Below are 23,261 nucleotides of genomic sequence, written 5' to 3' on the forward strand. Positions count from 1 at the left end.
GGGCACTTGCCCACGAGTTACCTGCCCATGTGCAGATCGGCACCATCGAAACCGAGTTCGAGCTGTTCCTGCGCGATACCGGCCACCATCAGGTGGTTCACGAGTGGCAGGCCAACCCCGGCACCGGCGAGTTGGGCCCCACAGGGCGCAGGGCGGGGGAGTACACCGTCCGTGACGCCCTGGAGGACTCGCTGCGGGCGAACCTGGCCTACACCATCGTGGGGGAGGTCCGCGGCGACGAAGTGGTGACCATGTTCAAGTGCATGCAATCCGGATCCGGATCGATGTCGACCACCCACGCGAAAACCGCTGAAGGTGCCATCCGGAAACTTGTCACCTGCGCAACCCAGGCCGGAGCCAACATCACCCGCGACTATGCCCTCAACGTCATCGCCGAAGACATCGACATCATCATCCAACTCCAGGTCGAATCCGAACCCATGCCGGATGGGTCCTGGCGCAAACACCGCTGGGTCTCCGAAATCATCGCCGTCGAGGCCGGTGAACAGGCCAAGGGCTACGCCACCACTACCCTCTTCACCACGGCACCCGGCAGTCGCTACGCCATGGCCCAGCAACTGCCCACCCGGCTACACGACCTGACCCGGTACGGCTTTGATCTCGACGCCTTCAACGCCGAGCGGGGGGCCACGCCATGATGCTTGTCGCAGCCTTGGCCGGCGCCCTCCTGGCCGCCGGAATCGTCACCGCGGTCTGGGCGTTCCAACCGGCCCCACTCACGGTGCGGCGGCCCCGCAAGGTGTGGGGGGTGAAGGCCAGAACCCGGGTTTTGCTGATGGTTGGCGGCGCAGCAGGTGCCGGCATCGCCGCCACCACCGGATGGCTGGTCGCCATCGTCGCCATCCCCGCCGGATTGGTGATGGGGGACAGGTTGCTGCGGCGCCGCACACGCCCGGTGATTGCCCGTCTCGACGCCTTGGCCGAGTTCGCACGTGGCATCGCCGGGGTGCTCGGTGCGGGCCGGGGTATTGAGCAGGCAATCCTCCAGGCCTCCCGCTCCACACCAAAAGCCATCGAACCCGAGGTGGCGAAGCTGGCTGCCCGACTCCGCGCGAACTTCGACATTGCCCGTGCGCTACGTCTTTTTGCTGATGAATTCGACGATGCCACCGCCGACCTGTTCGTCGCCACCCTCCTCCTCGCATCACAACGAAGAGGCCCAGGCCTGGCATCGGTGATGACGGACATGGCCGCCTCTGTTGACGCTGAAGTCAGAGCCCGCCGCGCGGTGGATGCCGAGCAGCAGAAACCCCGCACAGCCGCCCGCATCATCACCGCCATCACCGCCGCTCTCCTGGCGGGGCTGGCCCTGTCTGGGGACTACATTGCCCCCTACACAACCCCGATCGGGCAGGTCCTGCTGACCGCCTACCTGACCGCATGGGCACTGATCTTGTGGTGGATGGCACGCATGACCAAAGACCAACCCATCCCACGCTTCATCGGCACCACCACCACACCCGAGACGGGAGTGTCGTCATGATGACCGGGCTGCAGCTGGCTATCCTCTCCGGCGCCATGATGGCTACCGGTATCTCGGTGCTGGTGTGGCGGCTCGCCCCAGCCCCCACCCACCTGGGAGACGCCATCGCCAGGCTGAGGCCCGGGACTGCAGAGATCACCACCACAGGCCAATTCCACCGGCCCGACACTGAAACCCGTGTCGGGGCCTGGGCACAGAAACACCTCCCCGCCGGGGTGTGGGGGACACCGCCCGAGCATGATCTGGCGATCCTGCAACGCACCCGCACATCCTTCTACGGCTCCAAAATCATCGCCGCCACCATCGGCCTGATCATCGGCCCCCTCCTCACACTCACCGCCATGGCCCTGGGTGTCAGTGTTCCGTTCGCCATCCCCGTCATCGGATCCATCGGGCTCGGTGCGGTCCTGTGGCTGATGCCCGGCGCCGAAGTCAAAGACAAAGCCCGCCGCGCCCGCGCCGAGTTCTCCTACGCCCTCGGCGCGTTCGTCGAAATGGTCGCCCTCGAACGCCTCTCCGGCTCCGGAGTCCCCCAAGCACTGCAACGGGCCGCCGACATCGGCGACTCATGGGCCTTCCAACGCATCTCAGCCACCCTGAAACGCACCGAATACACCGGCCACAACCCCTGGGACGCCCTCGAAGACCTCGGCAACGAACTCAACCTCACAGACCTAGTCGACCTGGCCGACATCATGCGACTGGCCGGCGCCGACGGCACCCAGATCTACAACTCACTCAGAGCCAGGGCCGCCACCATGCGCAACGCACTCCTGACCAACCACATCGCCGCAGCCAACCGCACAGGCGAACGCATCGCCATCCCCGTCGGCCTACTCGTCATCGTCTTGGCCATCACCCTCATCACACCCGCATTCCTACGAATGCTCACCTAACACCCAGCAAGGAGACAATCATGACAACCATCATCACCACCCTCCTGACAGCACTCCTCACCCCACCCCCACGCAGGGATGAGCGAGGCCTGTCGCAATCCGTCGAAAACGCCATCCTGCTGGCCGGTGCCGTCGTCATCGCCGGAATCGTCATCGCTGTCATCACCGCCTATGTCCGCGCCAACCTGCCCACCTAACCCCCGCCGACACGGGGAGAGGGGGATGAGCAACACCATCCAGATGACACTGCTGTTCCCCCTGGTCTTTGCGGTCCTGCTGTCCACGTTGCAGTGGGCCATGGTGTCCTGGGCTGATGCCACGGCGTTGGCCGCCGCCCAAGACGCAGCCCGCATCACCGCCGCACACAACTCCACCACCGCCGCCGGCAACACAGCTGCCACCAGCGCCGCAGGCAACGGTTCCATCACCGGCATCCAGATCAGCATCCAGCGCGGGGCTACCGCTACCACGGCTACCGTCACTGGAACCGCTCTCACCGTCATCCCCGGCTTTCACCACACCATAACCAAGACCGCACAAGCCCCCACCCAACGCATCACGCAGTCCTAAAATCCCGACCGGCAGGAGCACCCATCATGAGAACCACCACCACCGCCATCACTGTGCTGGCGCTCGGACTGGGAGCCCTCAACGCCTGCACCACCACCCAACCCGAACCCAGCCCAACCCCGACAACCGTGATAACCACGCCAACGCCGTCGCCCACACCCAGCCCGACGCAGACCGCCCAGTCTCCAACACCGACCACCGCCTCGCCTTCGCACACGCCAACACAAACACTGGACGCGGATCAGAGCGCGGCCCGCGATGTGGTGCTTCATCTGTATCAACTTCAAAACAGGTTCAGCATGGACGACTCACTCAAGGACCTGACACCGCTGACAGACATCACGACCGGGGCAGCTCAACAGCAGGTCGTAGCGGCACTGGATGACTACCGGGCACTTGGCGCCACCCAGACAGCGCCCGTGGCAGTCAGCGTCGAAAAGGTCGGGTCGCTAGCCATAGGCGCCCCGGGCACAAGAATGATCGAGGTTGTTGCGTGCGTCGACGCCACCGGCGTTGACATGGTTAACAAAAAGACTGGGAAATCGGTCTTGGCCGGAGAACGAAACCAGGTGAACCTTTTCACCTTGGAAGTTGTCAATGAGGACAACAGCTGGCTCGTCAGTGACATTGCTGCCAAGCCAACGAAGGCATGTTCATGAAGGTCCAACAGCGTTTAGCCTTCATGACTTGCCTGTCCATGCTCCTGGCCACAACCGTGTTCTCCGGCACCGCGCGGGCAGACTGCGAAGGCGGAGTGACGATTCAGTCTTCTGACTGGCTGGGAACGGTTCGTACCATCGTGCAATGTCCCAGCAGCTCAGGTACGCCGTCGAAACGGACAGAAAGTCGAACGTGCAACAGTCCGGCCGGTGCCACTATCCCCTGTCGAACCGGACAAGGTAGCTGGAATGCTGATAAGTCCTGCTATAGCCAACAAACCTCTCCCGACGTTCTCGTCCCAGATGATCCATCGGGCGACCGCGCAGGCATTGTGATGCTCTGCACAACCTTGGCCGGCAGCACCTTCAACTATCTGGCACCCCCGGGACAACCTCAACCCCCGGACCCTCGACAGCTGGCACAGACCGCGATCGATCGGATGAATCTGCATGCCATTCGGATTGGGTCGTTCCCTCACACGGTGGAGAAGTCTCCGATGTCGCTCGGGGTCGTTGGGTGGAATGTGTGGATGTGGGTTGATGCCGCCTCCGCCACCACCTACGGCCCGGTCGCCAAATCTGTGTCTGCTGGCGGCTACACCGTCACCGCCACCGCCGAGGTGGCCGAGGTTGTGTGGGACATGGGCAACGGCGACACCATCAGCTGCGGCAAGGGCACCCCCTATCCAGCCACTACAGAGAAGGACCCGGAATCCCCGGACTGCGGCTACCACTACACCCACGACGGCCGATACACGATCACCGCCACCACCCACTGGAACATCACCTGGACCGGGATCGGACAATCCGGGGTGATCCCCATGGAACTCACCGCTACCGGGCACCTGGCGATCGCCGAGATCCAGGTACTCAACATCCCTGTCGAACAACACTGAGGGGGAGGCAGACCATGCGGCCGACGAGCGATGAGCGGGGGTACATGGTGGCGATCGAAGCCGCACTGCTGTTGCCTGTGTTGCTGCTCGTGGTCGGGCTGGTGATCGTGCTCGGACGTAGCGCCCTGGCTGAGCAGGCAGTCGGGGCAGCTGCTGCGAATGCAGCCCGAGCCGCCTCCATGGAGCGCACCATCCCCGGCGCAACTGCGTCAGCCACCACCACTGCCCGGGTGTCGCTGGGGGAGTCCTCCATCACCTGCGCCCACCAGTCCGTATCGGTCAACGCGGCAGGTCTTGCATCCGCGCCCGGGGTGCCAGCGTCGGTGTCGGTAACCGTGACCTGCCAAGTCATCTTCAAGCTGTCTCTGCCCGGATTCCCTTCCCAGAGCGACGTAAGTGCCACCCGTTCCTCGCCCGTCGACACGTTTCGGAGCCGATGACATGACATCGTCAGACACCCGGGATACAGGGTCCGACCGGCAGGCCATCCCACCGCGCAGGTCGTGGAGGAGTGGGGGTGGTGGTGAGCGTGGCGCGATCAGTGTGTGGGTCAGCATCTCCTTGGTGGCGTTCATGATCTGCGTCGGGATCGGTGTCGACTTCGCGGGCCACGCCACTGCCGAACAACACGCCCGCGCAGTGGCAGCAGAAGCCGCCCGCGCCGGGGGCCAATTCCTGCAGGTCCAACCCGGACTGCGACCCCGACCCGATGTGTACGCAGCAACCCAAGCCGCACAGGCCTACGTTGCCCGCTCCAACTTCACCGGTGCCGCCACCGTCCAAGCCGGGACGATTCGGGTCAGCGTTACCGGTACCTACCGGTGCCAATTCCTCGGGATCATCGGCATCAACACCCTGCCCCTCCACGGGGACGGGGCCGCGACAGTGACACCCGTCATCGCAGGGGAGGAAGCATGAGAACTCTCCAACGGCTCCAAGGGCTCGCCGCCACCCTTCTCCTGCTGGCCATTCTGGCTGGCGTCCCGGTAGTGCTCATAGGTTTGGCAACGAGGCCAGGTTTCCTTCCGACTTGGCTGCGACTCACGTCGGTCCTGACCGCACCTGATGACGGTCGGCTGCTGGTCGTGGTGATTTGGGCCGCTGCATGGGTTGTTTGGACGATGACGGCGTGGCTGATCCTCCGCGAGATCGCCGCCACCATCCGCGGCATCCAGACTCCACACCTGCCCGCCGTCTCCCTACCCCAAGGTGCGGCCAAACACCTCGTCGCTGCTGCGGCGTTGCTTTTCATCGCACTGCCCACCGCCCCGGCCCCTCAAATCGCCCACGCCGACCCCGGGCCCGTCGCCACCGACACCACGCCGCCGACCGCCCCCGCTGATATCCACACCCCCCGATCGCCGGCGATGAACCAAGCCGAGGTGGTCGTCGGCCCCGGTGACACCTTGTGGAGGTACGCGAAGACCTACCTGGGGGATGGGACCCGGTGGCCCGAGATCTACCAAGCGAATCGTGGAGTACCCCAGACGGACGGGGCCAGCCTCACCCACCCAGATCTGATCCTTGATGGCTGGCACCTCACCATCCCGACCGGGTCGCCTATCCCCACCCCGCCAACGGCCACGGCCACCATGCAGGAGGTCATCGTCGGACCCGGCGACACCTTGTGGGGCTACGCGAAGACCTACCTGGGAGATGGGAACCGGTGGCCCGAGATTTACCACGCCAACCAGGGCCTACCCCAAGAGGAGGGGGGTGCGCTCACCAACCCAGACCTGATCCTCGATGGCTGGCACCTCACCATCCCCACCGGGTCGCCTACCCCCACTCCCACAACGCACGATACCCAGCCCGCCACACCTACACCCGCTCCACCTACCCCCCTACCCCTGGCCGGTGACGACACCCCACCCGGTCCAGATTCGGCTACCCCCACGAGCCTGTCCGGCCAGGAACCCACCCAGAATCCTCCGGCGGTGGTTATCCCCCCGACACCACCACTCGCCTCCCCCTCACCGACGCCGATCGTGACAGCCGTCCCCACGACCGCCGAGCCACCTGTTGTGGGGGAGAACGCGGAGGGTGTGGGGGAGTCGGAGTCGTCGCCGGTGTGGCAGGTCGCAGGGCTGGCCGGGGCGGGACTCTTCCTCGGCGCCGGGGTGTTCGCGGTGCTGCGCCGACGACGCCGCGATCAGTTCCGGCACCGCCAACCTGGGCTGATGATCACCATCCCCGACCCGATCGTGGCCCCGATAGAGATGACGGCCACCCTGGCCGCCGACCTGTCAGCCCGTCTGCTGGCCCGTATCGATGACGTGCTGCGCATCACTGTCGCAACGCTCATCGACGTCCCTGAGATTTCAGCGGTCGGGGTCGGCGGGGACGGCACCATCACCCTTCACACCTCCACCGAACTGCCCGAGCCCTGGCAGCCTGTAAGTGGCGGCTGTTCCCTGCCCGCCGGGACCACACCGGAGCCGGTTGGCCCCCGCAACCCCGGTACGCCGGCCCCGTACCCGCTGTTGGTCACCATCGGCGTCGACGACACCGGCACCACGTGGCTGCTGAACCTGGAGCATCAAGGCACGCTGACGGTCGGCGGGGATGAGGTGATGCGCGACGACTTCCTCCGCTACGTGGCGGCTGAACTAGCCGTCAACCCCTGGTCCCGCGACGTCCGTATCGCCTGCCTCGGCATCGCCGCCGAAACCCTGCCCATGGCACCGGACAAGTTCGACGCAACGGATGAACGTGTCACCGCGCTGGCCACGAGCAATGTGGAGCGTGCTTCACGCTCCCGCACCACCGCCGCCACCGGCCGCCTCCACCAACTCGAGGACGAAGCGTGGCCGGCCGTCGCGGCAATGATTGCCGCCAACACCACCGCTGCACAGGAACTGCAGCACCTCATCGAAGTCCACCCCCACCGCAGCGGAGCGGCCCTGCTGCGCTGCACCACCATCGGGGATCTGAATCTCACCACGGGGGGTCGGCTCACCGGGTACGGGTTCGATCTGGTCCCCGTCGGCCTCACCGCCGACGAAGCTGCAGGGTGTGCCGCCCTCCTTAGGGCAGCAAACGACACCGGCCCCGGCCAACCAGCCCAGCCGGCCGACACCATCACCGACAAGACCGGCAACCTCCTGCCCAGTACCAGCGTTGATCGGAACGACAACCACACGCCGGCCGCCGAGCCGATCCTCGCAGCACCCGACGTCGAGTACATCGAGGTTGCCCCCGTCACCCCTGTAGACCTGCAGCTCCTCGCACCGAGGGTCCGCGATGGGATTGCGGACCAGCTCCTGGCCGCCGACCCTGGCTTGGACCGCGACGTCGCCGCGTGGTTCTCTTCACGCTGCCCACAGCCGCGACTGACGTGGCTCGGGCCGGTCACCGCACGCTGCCACGGCACACCCCCCGCGAAGTCCAAGGGTTACTACGTTGAAGTCCTGTCCTTCCTCGCCGCCCATCCCAACGGGGTCACCAACGACCAACTCGTAGAAGCGTTCACCATCACCCGCGAACGGGTACACACCATCATCTCCAACCTTCGGCAATGGGTCGGCGTCAACCCCGCCACCCAACAACCCCATATCCCGGAGGCCAAAGGCTCTCTCCAAGCTGCCGCCCGCGGTGTTGGCCTCTACCTCGTCGAGAGCCTCCTCGTGGACGCCGACCTCTTCCGGAGACTCCGCACCCGCGCCCACGCCAAAGGGGCAGATGGCATTCAGGATTTAGAAACCGCACTCACCCTGGTCACTGGACGCCCCTTCGACCAACTCCGCCCCACAGGGTGGTCATGGCTCGCCCACGGTGACCGCATCGACCACCACATGACCTGCGCCATCGGTGACGTCGCCCACACCCTCGTTACCCACCACCTGCACGCCGGCGACCTTCCCGCCGCCCGGAAAGCAGCGGAAGCCGGGCTTACAGTGTGCCCGGAATCTGAAACTGCATGCATGGATCTGGCGCACATCATGGTCAACGAAGGCAACACCCAAGCAGCCCATCAACTCCTCACCGACGCACTCGCCGATGGCTCCGAAGGAGACCCCATCGACCCCAGCGACCGCGCCAGCCAGATTTTCCTTAACAAGCACTTCCGCCAAACCGCCTGACCGAAGGTTGGTACCCGATTAATGCGTGCCGCCTTCGATTAAAGCCTCGACAGCGGCGGATTCAAGTCCCTTCTTCGGCACGTAGAAGTATCCCTTTGACTAGGTGTTTTGTTACCAGTGTCAATTCCTTACGCCTCTTCGTGCGTCTTGCGTGCAACAGTGCGGTACTCACGTTGGTGACGCCGTTGTCTTCATTGATCCCGGCCAGCATGGGCCCCATGATCCGATCCGCGCCTCCCGCCGTGTCTCCACGGGGAGCACTTGAACGAATCTCGTAGCGGCTCTGGCTCCGCACGGTGGCAGATATGACACGGTCTGGTCGCAATCCCTCCCGTTCTCGATAGCGGCGTGTCATCCATTCGCGGAGATCTGTTGAGGGCTATTTGATGTCTTGGCGACCCAGGATCCTTGCTGTGCTGGCTGCGGGAGTCAGGTCGAGGCGTCGGAGCAGTTGTGCGTTGAGGGCCACTACGACAGTGGATGCGGACATGAGGAGTGCGCCAACGCTCATGGGCAGAACGAACCCGATTGGTGCCAGTACGCCAGCGGCCAGGGGCACCGCGAGGAGGTTGTAGCCCGCAGCCCACCACAGATTCTGTTTCATCTTGCGGTAGGAGGCGCGTGAAAGGACGATGACCGAGAGCACGGAGCGTGGGTCCGAGCTGGCCAGGATCACACCGGCCGATCCGATCGCAACGTCCGTGCCAGCGCCGATCGCGATACCGACGTCGGCACGGGCAAGGGCGGGAGCGTCATTCACGCCGTCACCGACCATGGCCACCATAAGGCCCTCAGCTTGCAGTGCGGCGACCTTTGCTGCCTTGTCCTCAGGTCGAACGCCGGCGAAGACGCGGTCGATGCCCAGCTCGGCGGCGACGGTGTCGGCGACGGCTTGGGCATCGCCGGTGATCATCACAACCTGCACACCAGCCGCGTGCAGGGCGTCGACGGCATCGCGGGACTCGGGGCGGATTTCATCGGCGAGCCGCAGCGCGCCGATCACTGCACCATCTGCGAGAACATGCAGGATGATCGCCCCGTGTTTTCGCCAGTCATCGGCGACGGCCAACTCCTCAAGCCGGTGCTGTTCCAGCAAGTAGGGGCCCCCGACTTCCACCACTTCTCCGTCCACGGTTGCCTTGACGCCCACAGCGGGGGACGAGGAGAAGTCGGTGGAAGTGGGCACGTCCAGCCCACGGCTCCGTGCTGCGCCGACGATGGCCCTTGCGAGGGGGTGCTCACTGTCGGCCTCGGCCGCTGCGGCCAGAGCCAGCACCGAGTTTTCGTCGTGCCCGTCGATGGGGTCGATTCCGGTGACCGTGGGTTCGCCCTTGGTCAGGGTGCCCGTCTTGTCGAACAGCACCGCACCGACCTTGCGCATGGATTCCAGCGCGAGCCGGTCCTTGACCAGGACTCCGCCGCGCGCGGCACGCTCAGTGGCGATGGAGACCACCAGAGGGATGGCGAGGCCAAGGGCGTGGGGGCAGGCGATGACCAGCACGGTGATGGTTCGCACCACGGCCATGTCAGGAAGGCCGAGGAGTGACCAGACGACAGCCGTGATTGCTGCGGAGCCCAGAGCGAACCAGAACAACCAGGCTGCGGCTCTGTCGGCGATGAGTTGTGCACGGGAAGTGGATGCCTGGGCGTCGGCGACAAGTTTTTGGATCCCTGCCAGCGCAGTGTCATCGCCGATAGCGGTCACCTCGACGCGCAGGCCGGAATCGGTCGCGACGGTACCGGCGACCACATGGTCCCCGGTCTGGCGACGGACCGTTCGGGACTCGCCCGTGACCATCGATTCGTCCATGCTCGCGGAGCCATCGACGATTCTGCCGTCGGCAGGCACCGATGCTCCCGGACGGACGATGACCACGTCGCCGAGGATCAAATCCGCAGGGGAAACGGTGATCACGTCGTCACCGTCGACCTTCTCCGCCTCATCGGGGAGCAGTGCGGCGAGGGAGTCCAGGGCGGAGGTGGTTTGGGCGAGGGAACGCATCTCGATCCAGTGCCCCAGCAGCATGATCACCACGAGCAGGGCGAGTTCCCACCAGAAATTCAGTTCAGGATCGAGCACTTGCAGGCTTGAGCCCAGGGAGGAGGTGAACGCCACGGTGATAGCAAGGGCGATGAGCAGCATCATCCCCGGTTTGCGGGAGCGGAGCTCCGAGATCCCACCGGTCAGAAATGGTGAGCCGCCCCAGAAGTACATGATTGTGCCCAGAAGCGGTGAGACCCATCCCACCCACGCGGCATCGGGCAGCTGGTAGCCCACCAGGTGGGCGAACATGTCGTTGAATCCCACGACGGGGACCGCGAGAGCGAGCATGATCCAGAACAGGCGTCGGAACTGCCCGACGTGATCACCATGACCCGTGTGTCCGCCATGGCCGCCATGGGCAGGATCCCCACCGTGGTCGGTGTTCTCGCCCTGCTGTGGGGAGTTCACGTCGTGCCCGGCCTCGTGTGGCGCGACGTGCTCGTCGGGATGATCGTGCGTGCCAGATGCAGCCTCTGGGGTGTGCTCGTGATCGTGGCGCATTGTCTCATTCCTCTTTCTGGTGCCCCGTGTGGCCGACTTGCCCTCTTGTCTTGTGTATCAGCGTGGACGGTCGGGCCAGGAGTCTGGGACACCCCAGTGTGGATGGCGCTCAGGGTATGAAGTGAATTGAAGCAGTGCCGGCAGGTCCGTGCCCCGGTTCTTCATGAAGATCTGGTGAAGCTGCGCCGCGGGCCTTGTTCTGACGAAAATTGAGGCCTACTGTCGAAGGTGGGGATACCCACTGGGGTATCCGGGGCGGGGGAGTTGATCATGTTCGGTGGCTATGGAATGGGGGGCGGCATGGGTTGGGGGTGGTTGTTCCTTGTCATCCTTGTCGTGGGGGTGGTGGTGCTCGTGGTGCTGCTCGTGATGGTGGTGGTACGCGGTGCGAGTGGTGGGAGGGCGGAGCCACGATCGACGGGCCCGAGCCGTGCCCGGGAGATCCTTGACGAGCGGTATGCCCGGGGTGAGATTGATACTGCCGAGTACCAGGACCGTCTCCAGCAACTGGGCGAGCGCCGGTGAGCGGAGGGATCAATCGCCGCCAATCGCTACAGATGGGTGCCGTCGGGGTTGCCGGAACCATCATTGGTGGCGTGGGGCTGTCCCGGACTGGCCTTCCTTGGGCGGCCAGGTCGGTGGGGAGCAACACGGATCCAGGGCTGGAGTTGCGGCAGCCGGCAGCGCTACGGAGCCAGAATGGCGTGTTCCGGACCGAACTCGTTGTCGCGCGGACAGAGGTGGAAGTAGCCGGAATCAAGGCGCACATGCTGACCTACAACGGTTCGGTTCCAGGGCCGACGTGGCTGCTGCGGGCGGGGGACCGGCTCGAAATACGGCTGGTGAACAACCTCGTCGAGCCCACCAACCTGCACACGCACGGACTCGCTGTGTCGCCCGAGGGCAATGGGGACAATCCATTCCTCACCATCGGAGGTGGCGAGAGTTTTGACTACCGAATGGAGTTGCCGGAGGATCACCCCGCCGGAGTGTTCTGGTACCACCCGCACCATCACGGCATGGTGGCGGACCAGGTCTTCGGTGGACTGTACGGCGCCATCGTCGTTGAAGGTGACGACGAGATACCGGTGTCGCGAGACCGGGTGCTGGTCGTCTCCGACACCACCCTCATGACTGACGGGACTGTCGCCCAGGGCTCGCATAGCCAGGTCATGAACGGGAGGGAGGGCGAACTCCTGCTGGTGAATGGTCAGACGCAGCCTCTGTTTGCGGCCCGGCCGGGTGAGCGCGAACGGTGGCGGGTGGTGAACGCCTGCGCCTCCCGCTACCTGCGCTTGGCGCTCCCGGGACAAGACATGCTGCTTCTGGGCGTGGATGCGGGCCACGAGAGTCCACCTCGGGGAGTCGAGGATGTGCTGCTCATGCCGGGCAACCGTGCTGACCTGCTGGTGACCATGCGACGGGGGACCAGCACGTTCGTCTCCCTGGGGCACAACCGTGGGAGCGGGATGATGGGGATGATGGGCAACGCCGATCTGTCCGGCCCCGCCACCCTGGCGACGGTGGTGGTGGAGGGTGAGGAGACCCCCGCCGACGCAGGTGTCGTCCCTGACCGGGTGGCGGACCCGGACCTGCGTGATCGCGACCCGGGCAATCGGCGCGAGATGACCATGACGATGGGTATGGGAGGCATGGGCGGTGGCATGGCGTTTGGCTTCGACGATCGGCCCTTCGATGGCGAGCGCATCGATCAGAGCGTGACCACCGGCGCTGTGGAGGAGTGGACAATCCGCAACTCGACGACGATGGACCATCCATTCCACTTGCACGTCTGGCCGATGCAGGTTGTCGAGGAGAGTGGCACGCGTGTGGCGGAACCGATGTGGCGTGACGTCGTCAATGTGCCGGCAGGTGGATCGATCAAGGTGCTCGTGGACTTCGCCCGCCACCCTGGGCGCAGCGTGTATCACTGCCACATCCTCGACCATGAGGACGCCGGCATGATGGCCGTCGTCGACGTGGGTGGATGACAGGGCTAGCGGGATGGGGCCGAGGCCCTTCGGGCCTTGTGCGCTCGGTATTCATGGAGCGTGAGCCAGACAATGAAGATGTCGAAGGCCGTCAGCAGGGCCATCCCTATTGTGAAGCCAACCACCAGTTGGTAGCTCTGATAGGCGATGAAGACCAGCAGGAACGCCACCATCCACGGGTAGGCCCACAGCTTGTCCTTGAGCACCGCCCAGACCAACACGATCTTCACGAGCCCATGGAGAAGCAGGTACACGGCCCCGAACAGAGAGGCCGACACGCTCAGGGTGCTCGTGTAGTGCCGCAGGGCATTGGCAATGAGGTCCTTGGGATCCTCTGAGAGTTCGTGCTGTGTCAGGAACCGGATCAGGGAGTCCAGTCGGAATGGCGAGATCACGAGGAGCAGGACCCCGCCGATGAGTTCGAGGACCCCGTCCAGGCCCTTGAGAAGGAGGCTGATCTGAAACGTGCGGTCGAGCAGTGTGGGTGCGGCGTCGGCCCCGTGGGCCGGATCGCTTGCTGTTTGACTCATGCCACTCCCTATTCGTAACGGCTGTTACAGTTTGCATTGTGTCACACCGTTTTCCATGGGTCCTGATTGTCGTCCAGATCTCTTCTGAGCCCTCGCGCCACAGGGTGGCTGTGTGGCGGCAGTTGCGCAGGACGGGGGCCGTGCCTGTTTCCCCCGGTGTCTGGACTCTCCCGGCAGGTCCTGCGTTCGAGGCGGGACTCGATCGTGCCGGGCAGTTGTGCCGCAGGGGTGGCGGCGTCCTCGCCGTGATGGACGCGGCGCCGCGCGACGCGGACTCGGAAGCCGTGCTCCGGGATGCCTTCACGGCCGCCCGTGTTGACGAATGGGCAGAGTTCACAGCCGACTGCGGCAAGTTCGACGCCGAGATCGCCAAGGAGATCGGGAAGCGAAAGTTCACCTTTGCCGAACTGGAGGAGGAGGAGCAGAGCCTCGACCGGTTGCGGAGGTGGTACCGGGGCCTGAAGAAGCGCGATGTCCTGGAACTGCCCGAGGCACGGGACGCCGAACAGCGTCTCCGAGTGTGCGTCGCCGCTCTCGATCACTACTCCGACTTGGTGTACCGGGCCGTCCACGGACCGGAGGTGGGGGAGGCGGGGCCGCTCGACATTGCCGAGACGGACCGACATGTCTGAACTTCCTGTCGCCGTCGACGATGGGAGTCGTGCGGTGCGAATCCGTGGCCTGGCGCCCTTGTATTGCGCAGGCTTCACCACGGCCTTTGGTGCGCACAGTATCGCCGCTGGCATCGGGGCCGAGTCAAGTGACCTCGGCATCGCGCTCTTGACTTTCGGGGCGCTGCTGGCCGTCTACGACGTGGCCGAGATCGTCCTGAAGCCCCTCTTTGGATCGTTCAGCGACAGGGTGGGTGCCAAGCCCGTCATCGTCGGCGGCCTGCTCGCCTTCGCGTTCCTCTCGCTGCCTGGGGCGTTCGCCACCACTCCCACGGCGCTGGGTCTGGTCCGCCTGGGCCAGGGCGCCGCTGCGTCGGCGTTCTCCCCGGCGTCCTCGGCTGCCGTGGCCCGCATCGCCGGACCTGCGGTGGCGGGGCGGTACTTCGGCGCCTACGGATCCTGGAAAGCGCTGGGCTACATTCTGGGACCGCTGATCGGGGCCGGACTCATCCTGTGTGGCGGGTTGCCGGCCCTCTTCCTGACGCTGGCAGCTGTCTCGAGCGCGGGGGCGCTGTGGGTGTTCATGGCGATGCCGGAGCTGCCCGTGCTGCCACGCCCCCAGTACTCCATCGTCGACGTTGCCCGCCAGGTGTCCCAGCGAGGTTTTCTGGTCCCGACGATGGCGCTGGCGGGAGCCACCGGTGCCCTCGGTGTCGCCGTCGGATTCCTTCCACTGCTCGGCACCTCGCTGCACCTTCCTGTGCTCGCAAGCATGTCTGTTGTCGCGGTCCTGGCCCTTGCCTCCGCACTCACCCAGCCGTGGGTGGGTCGGCTCCGGGACGCAGGTCGCATCTCCACGGGCCTGGGCCTTGCCGTCGGCTTGGCACTGATTGCCGGGGGTGTCGCAGTGCTCGCCGTGGTGCCGACGCCCGCGACTCTCTACGCCGCCGCCGTCGTGCTCGGCGTCGGGATGGGTGTCACCACCCCGCTGGGCTTCGCCCACCTCGCAGCCACCACGCCGGCGCAACGCATTGGCAGGACCATGGGGGCTGCGGACGTGCTGCGGGAGATCGGGGACGCGGGCGGCCCGCTGCTGGTGGGCGGAGTCGCGGCCGCTGCCAGCCTGGCTGCGGGACTCGGCACCCTCGCGGGTCTCCTGGCCTGCATGGCCGTGCTGTGCGCTGTGGTCCTGCGTCACCCTGGATCCTGACCGTCACGAGCTCACCTTGTGGCGCTGGCCTCGCGATGCGCCACTTCCATCCAGGTTGATGCCTACTTGCGCAACTCTGCAAGTATAGGAGATCGTGGACACATGCTCCGTGTCCTGATCCACCCGGCCTATCGTCGCCTCTTCCTCGCCCAGATAGTTGCGTTGTCGGGGACCGGCCTGGCGACGGTGGCCCTGGGGCTGCTGGCCTACCAACTCGATCCGGGGAACGCGGGGGGTGTCCTGGGGACGGCCCTGGCTGTCAAGATGGTGGCCTACGTCTTCGTCGCCCCGTTGGCGGCCGCGGCCGTGGTGCGGTTGCCGCGCCGCGCGGTGATGGTGGGTGCGGACCTGGTGCGGTTGGTGGTGGCAGCGTCGTTGCCGTTCGTCGGGCAGGTGTGGCAGGTGTACGCGTTGATCTTTGTCATGCAGGCCGCTTCGGCCACGTTCACCCCCACGTTCCAGTCCGTGATCCCGGACATCCTGCCCGAGGAGGAGGACTACACGTCAGCCCTGTCGCTGTCCCGACTGGCTTATGACCTGGAGGCGGTCCTGTCCCCGATGCTCGCGGCGGCGCTGCTGCTGGTGGTGCCCTCAACGGCGTTGTTCTTCGGAACCGCCATCGGGTTCGCCGGCTCCGCGGCGCTCGTGGTGTCCACAGTGATACCTCTACGCGACACACCTGGGGACGGGGCGCCCGAGATGCCGTTCGGTCAGCGGGCACGTCACGGCATCGTGTTGTTCCTGCAGACCCCGGGGTTGCGTCCCGTCCTGGCGCTGAACCTGGTGGTGGCCGCGGCCGGGGCGTTCGTCCTGGTCCAGACCGTCGTGATCGCCCGCAGCACCTTTGGGCAGGGCGGTGCTGTTGTCGCGCTGCTGCTGGCCGCCAACGGTGCAGGGTCCATGAGTGCTGCGATCGCGCTGCCGCGTGTGTTGCGACGATGGTCGGAGCGGTGGGTGATGATCGGTGGTGCGGTGCTCCTGACACTGGCCACGGCAATGATCCCCGTCGCCCTGTCCGCGCCGACATCCACTGCGGGCCTCGTGGCGATCGCCGGGTTGTGGATCCTGGTGGGTATCGGCTGGGCCGCTGTCGAGACCCCTGTGGGTCGACTGATCCGACGCGGCGTCGAATCCCGTGACCTGGCGGCAGCGTTCGCGGCCCAGTTCTCCCTCTCTCACGCCTGCTGGTTGGTCACCTACCCCGTGGCGGGGTGGCTGGGTGGGATCAGCCTCAGCGGCACCGCCCTCGCGCTGGCCGGTGTCGCGGGTTCTGCCACGCTGCTGGCGGCGTGGCTGTGGCAGAGGACCCCGGTGGGCGAGCGTGGCAAGGTGGGGTCATGACATTCGTCGCCACACCACGGCAAGGGACCCCGCGCGATGCTGACCTCGATGTCGCCGTCGATGTCCTGCGTCTGCTCGCGGACCGGACGCGATTGGCGATTCTGGCCATGCTGGAGGGCAGCGAGATGTCCGTCACCGCCATTGCTGAAGCCCTGAACCGGCCCGGCCCTGCTGTGTCCCAGCACCTGGCGAAGCTGCGCACCGGCGGCCTCGTGGTGGCTCGCCGGGACGGCACCACCATCTATTACGGTCAGCCCGACGAACACGTCGCAGCGCTGGTTGCCAACGTCCTCCAGCACACCGAACACGTCCTCTACGACGCGCCGCCACACCACCGATGAACATCGACGCAGGGGCTGGCTGTCGGCTGCCGAAGGGTGCGTCGTTCAGGGTGATACCGGCTCGGTAACCGTGAACGTATTGCGGATGCCCTGGCCCACCATGCCGGGCTTGCAGGCAGTGACGTAGTCCCCGGCGATGACCTGCACGACGAGGTCGCGAGTCAGCCCGGGCCCGATATTCTCGACCTCGCCGACGGTGCGCAGCCCGTCGGATGCGTACAGGTAGAACTCAGTGGCCTCGGTGCCCTCGTTCTTCACCCGGAATGTCAGCGTTCCTGAACTGGCCTCGGTGGCGGACAGGGTGCAGGCGTCACTGGTGGAGGAGACGCTGATCTCCCCGTTCCCACCAGAGCTGACAGGGGTGGTGGTTTCAGTCAGACCACAGGCGCTGAGCGTCAGGGCAAAGGCGGAGCAGGCGAGGGCAAACAGGGGTGTCTTCATGGAAGGGTCCTTGCGTTGTAGCTGGGATGTCAGGCGGTGGCGGGGGATGGCACGCGAGCCACGCCGGCAGAGGCGGATGCGGGCCGGTGGATGTGACGGACGAAGAGGATGAGCGTCGGCACCACGTACAGGGTCCAGATGATCGCCTCCAACCAGGTGGTGGCCGGCGAGAAGTTGAAGACGCCCTTCAGGAGCGTGCCGTACCAGGAGGACGGCGGAATGGCGGCGCTGACGTCGAACGCCAGGTTGTTGAGGCCGGGCAGGATGCCCGCCTCCTGCAGATCATGGACCCCGTAGGCAAGCACACCCCCGGCCACAATGATCAGGATCACCCCTGTCCAGGTGAAGAACTTCGAGAGGTTGATCCGGAGGAAGCCCTTGTAGAAGGCGAAACCCATGGCGACTGATGTCAAGATCCCCAACAGCGCGCCGATGAGAGGTGCGACGGTGGATCCGGCTGATCCGGCAGCTGCCTGCGTGGCCGCCCAGAGGAACAGGGCGGTCTCGAGTCCTTCGCGGCCAACTGCCAGGAACGCGACGATCACCAGGCCAAGTCCACCTGCCTCGGCTGCAACATCGAGCCTGCCCCGCAACTCGGCGGAGAGCCCTCTGGCATGGCTGGCCATCCAGAACACCATCCACGTCACGAAGGCGACCGCGGCGATCGACAGGATCCCGCCGATGGCCTCCTGTGAATGGAAGGTCAACCGTCGGGGCCCCCATGTCAGGAGTGCCCCGAGGGCGAGCGACACGACAACGGCGCCAGCGACACCCACCCAAACCCGGGAGAGGAGGGCCCGACGTCCACTGCGGACCAGATACGCGCTGAGGATCACCACCATGAGGCTGGCTTCCAGGCCTTCACGCAGACCGATCAGGTAATTCGCGAACACGTCGCCTCCCTAATGTCTTAGGCATGCCTTACCTAACAAGTACACCTGTGTCGTGTAGTTTGTGCAAGCAGGGGACTGCTGCATCTCAGAACGTGGGCCCAGCCTTGTTGCGGCGTTCCTGCCGGATCCGAGGCCTGCGTCGCTTGAGAGACCGCGCGCATCCGTAGTCGCGCGGGCGGTTGGCGCGGTCATTGGGGGTCAGGGGTCTCCTTGACTGAATCTTCATGATGACGCCGCCACTCCGCGATTTCGTCTTGATATTCTCAAGGTCGCGAAGCGGTCCGAGTGGCTCGGGGTTCGCGACATCCTCCCAGTGCGCGGGTTGGCGCCAAGACTGTTCGCGGGCTGGAAACTGGCTGCTCATCGGGTGTGGGGTGTACATCCGCTCGGGGCCAAAGTGCCGCTTCATGGAGAGGAAATGAATGCAGGACATCGGTACGGCCACTGCTCAAGAAGAGGTCATCGAACCGGCGTCGACTCCCTCGCATCGCTCACGGCGGTGGCTGTTCGGCGAGATGCTGATTTTTGCGACGCTCAGTCTTGTCGCCTCTTTCGTCTTGTCCTGGGATGCGATCCTGATCGCCAAGAATCCCGATGTTGTCCTGAGCTGCTCTATCAACCCGATTCTGGATTGTGTGAAGGTGGGCTCCACCTGGCAAGCCAGCATCTTCGGCTTCCCCAACGCCTTCTTGGGGCTGATCTCCGAGCCGGTGGTCATGACGGTCGCGGTGGCGTCCTTGGCGGGGGTCAGGTTCCCGCGCTGGTTCATGTTCACCGCGAACGTGGTTTACCTGTTGGGTGTGATCTTTGCCTACTGGCTGCTCTTCCAGTCGACGTTCGTGATCGGCGCGCTGTGCCCGTGGTGTTTGCTGGTCACCGTGTCCACCACGTTTGTCTTCGTCTCGATGACGCAGTGGAACATTCTGGAGAACAACTTATTCCTCTCCCCGCGCCAACACCTCAGAGCGTTGGCCTTCGTTCGCGGCGGCTGGCTGACCATTTCGCTGGTGGTGTGGTTGACGGCCATTGCACTGATCGAGATCGTCAAGTGGGGCCCCAGACTGTTTGCCTGAGCTGAGGTAGTCGACGTGTCGTCGGGTTCAGTTGGTGCCGGGTGCCCAGTGGTTGGTTCCCGGGTAGCGGGATGGTGATGGTGGAACTCTGGCGCTGGCCGCGTGGATGTGGCCTCCGTGCCGCCTCGACGAGTGCCCGCGTCATGGCCAGCCCGATGCCGCTGCCGCCAACAGGCCTGGAGCGGCCTGAGTCGATGCGGTAGAACCGCTCAGCAGTCAGGCGGGCTGGCTCAGGTCAAGGTCACGCCGTGCTCCTGGAAGGACTAGGCAGCGGAGGACTCGGCAGTGATGAGTATCTCCTTGACGTGGACCCGCTGACGTCAGCGGGGTCCGGAGCTCGTGGGCCAGAACCTGCAATTTAATGCGCCCTCGGTGATGTTCGATGCCTCACGTGCCATAGCGGTGAGGGCCCACTTCGCGGCAGGTGATGCACCAGCTGACCGCTGGCCGACAGCAGAAATCCACGCATTTAAATTGCCAGAAACACAGTTTACGAGTCAGTCTCGACGAGTGGCAGCGCGGGAGACGGAGAAGACGGGCCCCCCGTAGTGGAGGCCCGTCTGCCGGAGGGGTCAGTGGATTACTTGTTGGCTTCGGTGATGGCGCGCAGCAGGTCCTTTGCCATCGGCTGTATGAGGATGTCTCCCTGTGCGGTGGCGAACTCCAGTTTGGTGGAACCCACCATGTAGGTGGGGGTGCCAGTGATGCCCTCGTCGCGGAAGGTTGTGTCGCCGACCTTCACGAAGTCCCTGAACGCCCCGGAGTCGTAGAGTTCTTGGAACTTGGTGAGGTCCTCTCCTGTGATGCCGGCTTGGGTGGGGAAGTCCACACGAAGTTGCTGGTCGGTGTAGCCGACGCCCTCTTGAGTGGGTTGGTTCTTGTAGATCACGGCGTGGTACTCCCGGTACTTACCGACCGCGTCTGCGGCAGCAGCGGCCATGGCTGCACGCTCGGAGGAGTCATTGCGCAGCATGTTGTCGAGGAAGAAGGCGGTGCGGATCTCCACCGTGATGTCGCCCTTGTCGATCAGTTCCAGAGTCGCGGCACCAAAGGCCGCCTCCCGGCTTGCGCACGCAGGACATTGGTAGTCCTCGTAGACGATCAGGTGTGGTATGTCGCCGGCAGGCTCAGCCCCTTGGCTGTTGATCATGAAACCACCCCGTTCGGTGGCGTTGGGAGGCGTCTGCTGATTGGCGCTGCTGGCCTGCTTGTCCCCGAGAGCCTGGACGATCACCACCGCCCCGATGGCGACGACGACCAGGGCCACGGCTGTCAGTGCCGCGAAAAGAATCCGGCGGTTGCGTTTCGCTGTCTCCTCCTCCCTCTCCTGTTGTTGACGAAGGACTTCTCGCCTGCTCATGCTGGACGTGTTCGCCATCTGGAAACTCCTCACGGGGCAGCGTCAGGTCTGAGTCCAAGTGACTGGACTCAGCACGCGCTGTGCTGGATCGATTCTCCGGTCCACTTCACGCAAGCCGGGCTGGAGATTGCCGTCGCCATGGTGCGCGACAGCTCGCGTCAGTTTAGGTTCGCGTTGTGAGTCCGACTCTCCGGTGGCAACGCCCGCCAGGGACGTATTCATGCCTCAGCCAGTTACTAGGATGCGGGGCAAATACGGCATGACAAGCGGTTCAAGGAGCACAATCCTGGCTCCAGGCCTGTGTGGTGCCAGCTCCCGTTCTTCACCGAACCTTGAGGAGGGAGACCAGATTCGGGCCACGGCATCGCCGAGCCCGGGTGCGTGCCGCTGCGCAACAAGCACCCGGGAATGGAGACAGGGTGGTCGAGAGTACGGGTCTTCGTGGTGTGGTGCGCCCCGGCTCCTTGTCGCGTTCGGCAAGAATGAACTCATGAACAACGACCCCACTCCTCCTCGCGTTCTGGTCGTGGAGGACGAACTCGTGCTTGCAGGCGTGGTGGTGAACTACCTGCTGCGAGCCGGATTCGACGCGCGCGCAGTGCATGAGGGTTCCAGGGCGGTCTCGGCGGTGCGGGAGTGGTCGCCTGACGTGGTGGTGCTGGACCTTGGACTCCCCGGGCTGGATGGCTTGGAAGTGTGCCGCCAGTTGCGCGTGTTCTCGGATTGCTACGTCATCATGCTCACGGCGAGAGCCGATGAGGAGGACACCCTGACGGGACTGTCGGTGGGGGCCGACGACTACATGACGAAGCCCTTCAGCGTCCGGGAGCTCGTAGCACGGGTCAGGACGCAGCTGCGACGCCCGCGGGGGACCACGGCAGGGGTCAGCCGGACGTTCGGTTTGCTCCTGGTCGACCCTGTGGCGCGACAGGTGTTGTTGGGGGATTGCGCAGTCGAGCTGACACCGACCGAGTTCGACGTCTTGGAGGCACTGTCAGCCCGACCCTCGATGGCTTTTTCCCGGCGTCAGCTCATCGATTCAGTCTGGGGCAGCCACTGGGTGGGCGATGAGCACCTCGTCGACGTGCACATCGGCAACTTGCGCCGGAAGCTGGGCGACTCGGCGACTGATCCTCGCTACGTCGTCACCGTCCGGGGGCACGGGTACCGCATGGGGCAGGGGTCATGAGACAGGGCCGAGGGTCCCTCGCGCGCCGGCTGCTGGTGGGCCAGACGCTGGTGGTGCTGGGAATGACAGTGAGCATTGTCGTCGTGGCGGCGCTGGTGGGGCCGGCGGTGTTCAACGATCACATGCGCCGGGCAGGTCACGGCGGTCAGCCCGACGTGCTGGAACATGCGCAGGAAGCCTTCTACTCAGCCGGGTTGCAGTCCATCGGGGTCGGGCTCCTCGTGGCCGCCGCCGGAGCCCTGCTGGTGAGTCTGGTCACCACACGTCGCCTCGGGAAATGGCTGGACGCGCTCAGCAGGGGCGCGGTACGCGTGTCTGCAGGCCGCTACGATCAGCCGGTGCAGCTCGCAGGGTCAAGCCCGGAACTGGAGCGCGTGGCCGACGCCTTCAACGGCATGGCCGCCCAGATCCAGACAACCGAAGCCCGACGTCGGACACTGCTCACCGACGTTGCGCACGAACTCCGGACCCCGATCGCCACCATCGACGTTACACTGGAGGCCCTCGAGGATGGCGTGCTCGCGCCCGGCCCCGACACCTATGCCACGCTGCGGGCGCAATCCGCTCGGCTAGCGCGGCTCGCCTCGGATATTCGTGACGTCAGCGCCGCAGAAGAGGGTCGTCTACGCCTGTCCACGGAGGTCACCAGCATCTGGGATGTGGTCGAGGCCTCTGCCAGCCAGTGGAGACAGCGCTTCGAGGAGGCAGGCGTGACGCTGATTCACACTGCCGGGCCGGACATTGCACTTCACGCGGACCGGGCCCGCATCGGACAAGCAATGGACAACCTCTTGGCCAACGCGCTGCGGCACACCCCGGCCGGGGGGCACGTCGAGATCCGGAGCTCCCATTCCCGTGGGCACGTCGCGATTGAGGTGGTTGACGACGGCGAGGGCATCGCCCCGGAGGCACTGCCCCATGTCATGGAGCGCTTCTACCGCGCCGACCCCGCACGGCCCCGCACCGACGGCTCCGGCACGGGTGTGGGACTCGCCATCGCGCACGCCGTCGCCCGAGCCCACGACGGCGACCTCCAGGCAGCCAGCCAAGGCCCCGGACGAGGCGCCACCTTCACCCTGTCCCTGCCTTCTTCACCAAACCTTCACCGTTCCTGACAAGGAGCCGACGC

General features: G+C 65.2%; 24 protein-coding genes. 19 read left to right on the forward strand and 5 right to left on the reverse strand.

What is annotated here, in order from left to right:
* The 10 genes from EAX62_RS16160 to EAX62_RS16205 form a co-directional block, all read left to right on the forward strand.
* On the forward strand, positions 1–659 hold a 659-nt coding region (locus tag EAX62_RS16160; RefSeq protein ID WP_199711353.1), incomplete at its 5' end, for an ATPase, T2SS/T4P/T4SS family.
* The gene (locus tag EAX62_RS16165; RefSeq protein ID WP_121902774.1) at positions 656–1,504 is read left to right on the forward strand and encodes a type II secretion system F family protein; all 849 of its coding nucleotides are present in this window, start codon (positions 656–658) and stop codon (positions 1,502–1,504) included. The genes EAX62_RS16160 and EAX62_RS16165, both read left to right, overlap by 4 nt.
* Complete coding sequence (locus EAX62_RS16170) at positions 1,501–2,400, forward strand: type II secretion system F family protein (protein ID WP_158600715.1); 900 nt, start codon at positions 1,501–1,503, stop codon at positions 2,398–2,400. The genes EAX62_RS16165 and EAX62_RS16170 overlap by 4 nt, the downstream gene beginning before the upstream one ends.
* A gap of 20 nt (positions 2,401–2,420) precedes the next feature.
* Positions 2,421–2,597 (forward strand): hypothetical protein, encoded by a 177-nt coding sequence (locus tag EAX62_RS16990; protein WP_199711354.1) that lies wholly within the window; start codon positions 2,421–2,423, stop codon positions 2,595–2,597.
* 25 nt (positions 2,598–2,622) lie between these two features.
* On the forward strand, positions 2,623–2,970 hold the full coding sequence (locus tag EAX62_RS16175; RefSeq protein ID WP_158600716.1) for a TadE/TadG family type IV pilus assembly protein: 348 nt from the start codon (positions 2,623–2,625) through the stop codon (positions 2,968–2,970).
* A 26-nt stretch (positions 2,971–2,996) separates the two neighbouring features.
* Positions 2,997–3,629: a hypothetical protein gene (locus EAX62_RS16790; protein WP_158600717.1), complete on the forward strand. Its 633-nt coding sequence runs from the start codon at positions 2,997–2,999 to the stop codon at positions 3,627–3,629.
* A gap of 530 nt (positions 3,630–4,159) precedes the next feature.
* The gene (locus EAX62_RS16190) at positions 4,160–4,525 is read left to right on the forward strand and encodes a hypothetical protein (protein WP_147454156.1); all 366 of its coding nucleotides are present in this window, start codon (positions 4,160–4,162) and stop codon (positions 4,523–4,525) included.
* A gap of 14 nt (positions 4,526–4,539) precedes the next feature.
* Entirely contained in the window at positions 4,540–4,965 is a 426-nt protein-coding gene (locus EAX62_RS16195) for a TadE/TadG family type IV pilus assembly protein (protein WP_121902780.1), read from the forward strand.
* A 124-nt stretch (positions 4,966–5,089) separates the two neighbouring features.
* Complete coding sequence (locus tag EAX62_RS16200) at positions 5,090–5,443, forward strand: pilus assembly protein (RefSeq protein WP_147454157.1); 354 nt, start codon at positions 5,090–5,092, stop codon at positions 5,441–5,443.
* Positions 5,440–8,607 (forward strand): LysM peptidoglycan-binding domain-containing protein, encoded by a 3,168-nt coding sequence (locus EAX62_RS16205; protein WP_147454158.1) that lies wholly within the window; start codon positions 5,440–5,442, stop codon positions 8,605–8,607. Before EAX62_RS16200 ends, EAX62_RS16205 begins: the two co-directional genes overlap by 4 nt.
* 379 nt (positions 8,608–8,986) lie before the next feature.
* Here the strand turns inward: EAX62_RS16205 and EAX62_RS16210 are convergent, their stop codons facing one another.
* Positions 8,987–11,152, reverse strand: coding sequence for a heavy metal translocating P-type ATPase (locus tag EAX62_RS16210; RefSeq protein ID WP_121902783.1), 2,166 nt, complete (start codon positions 11,150–11,152; stop codon positions 8,987–8,989).
* A gap of 270 nt (positions 11,153–11,422) precedes the next feature.
* Here EAX62_RS16210 and EAX62_RS16215 point away from each other — a divergent pair, with 270 nt between their 5' ends.
* On the forward strand, positions 11,423–11,677 hold the full coding sequence (locus EAX62_RS16215) for an SHOCT domain-containing protein (protein ID WP_121902820.1): 255 nt from the start codon (positions 11,423–11,425) through the stop codon (positions 11,675–11,677).
* Positions 11,678–11,856: 179 nt separating this feature from the next.
* Complete coding sequence (locus EAX62_RS16220; protein ID WP_199711355.1) at positions 11,857–13,143, forward strand: multicopper oxidase family protein; 1,287 nt, start codon at positions 11,857–11,859, stop codon at positions 13,141–13,143.
* A gap of 5 nt (positions 13,144–13,148) precedes the next feature.
* Here the strand turns inward: EAX62_RS16220 and EAX62_RS16225 are convergent, their stop codons facing one another.
* Positions 13,149–13,673 (reverse strand): DUF2127 domain-containing protein, encoded by a 525-nt coding sequence (locus tag EAX62_RS16225; RefSeq protein ID WP_121902785.1) that lies wholly within the window; start codon positions 13,671–13,673, stop codon positions 13,149–13,151.
* 110 nt (positions 13,674–13,783) lie between these two features.
* Here EAX62_RS16225 and EAX62_RS16230 point away from each other — a divergent pair, with 110 nt between their 5' ends.
* The 4 genes from EAX62_RS16230 to EAX62_RS16245 all read left to right on the forward strand — a co-directional run bounded on the left by EAX62_RS16230 (position 13,784) and on the right by EAX62_RS16245 (position 17,176).
* Positions 13,784–14,305: a Chromate resistance protein ChrB gene (locus tag EAX62_RS16230; protein ID WP_325048844.1), complete on the forward strand. Its 522-nt coding sequence runs from the start codon at positions 13,784–13,786 to the stop codon at positions 14,303–14,305.
* Positions 14,298–15,494 (forward strand): MFS transporter, encoded by a 1,197-nt coding sequence (locus EAX62_RS16235; RefSeq protein ID WP_121902787.1) that lies wholly within the window; start codon positions 14,298–14,300, stop codon positions 15,492–15,494. The genes EAX62_RS16230 and EAX62_RS16235 overlap by 8 nt, the downstream gene beginning before the upstream one ends.
* 102 nt (positions 15,495–15,596) lie before the next feature.
* Positions 15,597–16,835: an MFS transporter gene (locus EAX62_RS16240; RefSeq protein ID WP_121902788.1), complete on the forward strand. Its 1,239-nt coding sequence runs from the start codon at positions 15,597–15,599 to the stop codon at positions 16,833–16,835.
* Positions 16,832–17,176: an ArsR/SmtB family transcription factor gene (locus EAX62_RS16245; RefSeq protein WP_121902789.1), complete on the forward strand. Its 345-nt coding sequence runs from the start codon at positions 16,832–16,834 to the stop codon at positions 17,174–17,176. The genes EAX62_RS16240 and EAX62_RS16245 overlap by 4 nt, the downstream gene beginning before the upstream one ends.
* 45 nt (positions 17,177–17,221) lie before the next feature.
* Here the strand turns inward: EAX62_RS16245 and EAX62_RS16250 are convergent, their stop codons facing one another.
* A complete protein-coding gene (locus EAX62_RS16250; RefSeq protein WP_121902790.1) occupies positions 17,222–17,617 on the reverse strand; it encodes a cupredoxin domain-containing protein in 396 nt (131 codons plus the stop codon).
* 29 nt (positions 17,618–17,646) lie between these two features.
* Positions 17,647–18,510, reverse strand: a complete 864-nt coding sequence (efeU, locus tag EAX62_RS16255) for an iron uptake transporter permease EfeU (RefSeq protein WP_121902791.1) — start codon at positions 18,508–18,510, stop codon at positions 17,647–17,649.
* Positions 18,511–18,932: 422 nt separating this feature from the next.
* Between efeU and EAX62_RS16260 the strand changes: the two genes are divergently transcribed.
* Positions 18,933–19,583, forward strand: coding sequence for a vitamin K epoxide reductase family protein (locus tag EAX62_RS16260; protein ID WP_121902792.1), 651 nt, complete (start codon positions 18,933–18,935; stop codon positions 19,581–19,583).
* Between the two features lie 580 nt (positions 19,584–20,163).
* Here the strand turns inward: EAX62_RS16260 and EAX62_RS16265 are convergent.
* Positions 20,164–20,961, reverse strand: coding sequence for a DsbA family protein (locus tag EAX62_RS16265; protein WP_121902793.1), 798 nt, complete (start codon positions 20,959–20,961; stop codon positions 20,164–20,166).
* A gap of 472 nt (positions 20,962–21,433) precedes the next feature.
* Here EAX62_RS16265 and EAX62_RS16270 point away from each other — a divergent pair, with 472 nt between their 5' ends.
* Together EAX62_RS16270 and EAX62_RS16275 are read left to right on the forward strand one after the other, a co-directional pair.
* Entirely contained in the window at positions 21,434–22,132 is a 699-nt protein-coding gene (locus tag EAX62_RS16270; protein ID WP_121902794.1) for a response regulator transcription factor, read from the forward strand.
* Positions 22,129–23,247 carry a HAMP domain-containing sensor histidine kinase gene (locus tag EAX62_RS16275; protein ID WP_121902795.1) on the forward strand — a complete coding sequence of 373 codons (1,119 nt, stop codon included), beginning with the start codon at positions 22,129–22,131 and terminating at the stop codon, positions 23,245–23,247. Before EAX62_RS16270 ends, EAX62_RS16275 begins: the two co-directional genes overlap by 4 nt.
* Positions 23,248–23,261: the final 14 nt, after the last annotated feature.

Origin of the sequence: Tessaracoccus antarcticus, assembly GCF_003688855.1 — a bacterium.
Taxonomy (GTDB): domain Bacteria; phylum Actinomycetota; class Actinomycetes; order Propionibacteriales; family Propionibacteriaceae; genus Arachnia; species Arachnia antarctica.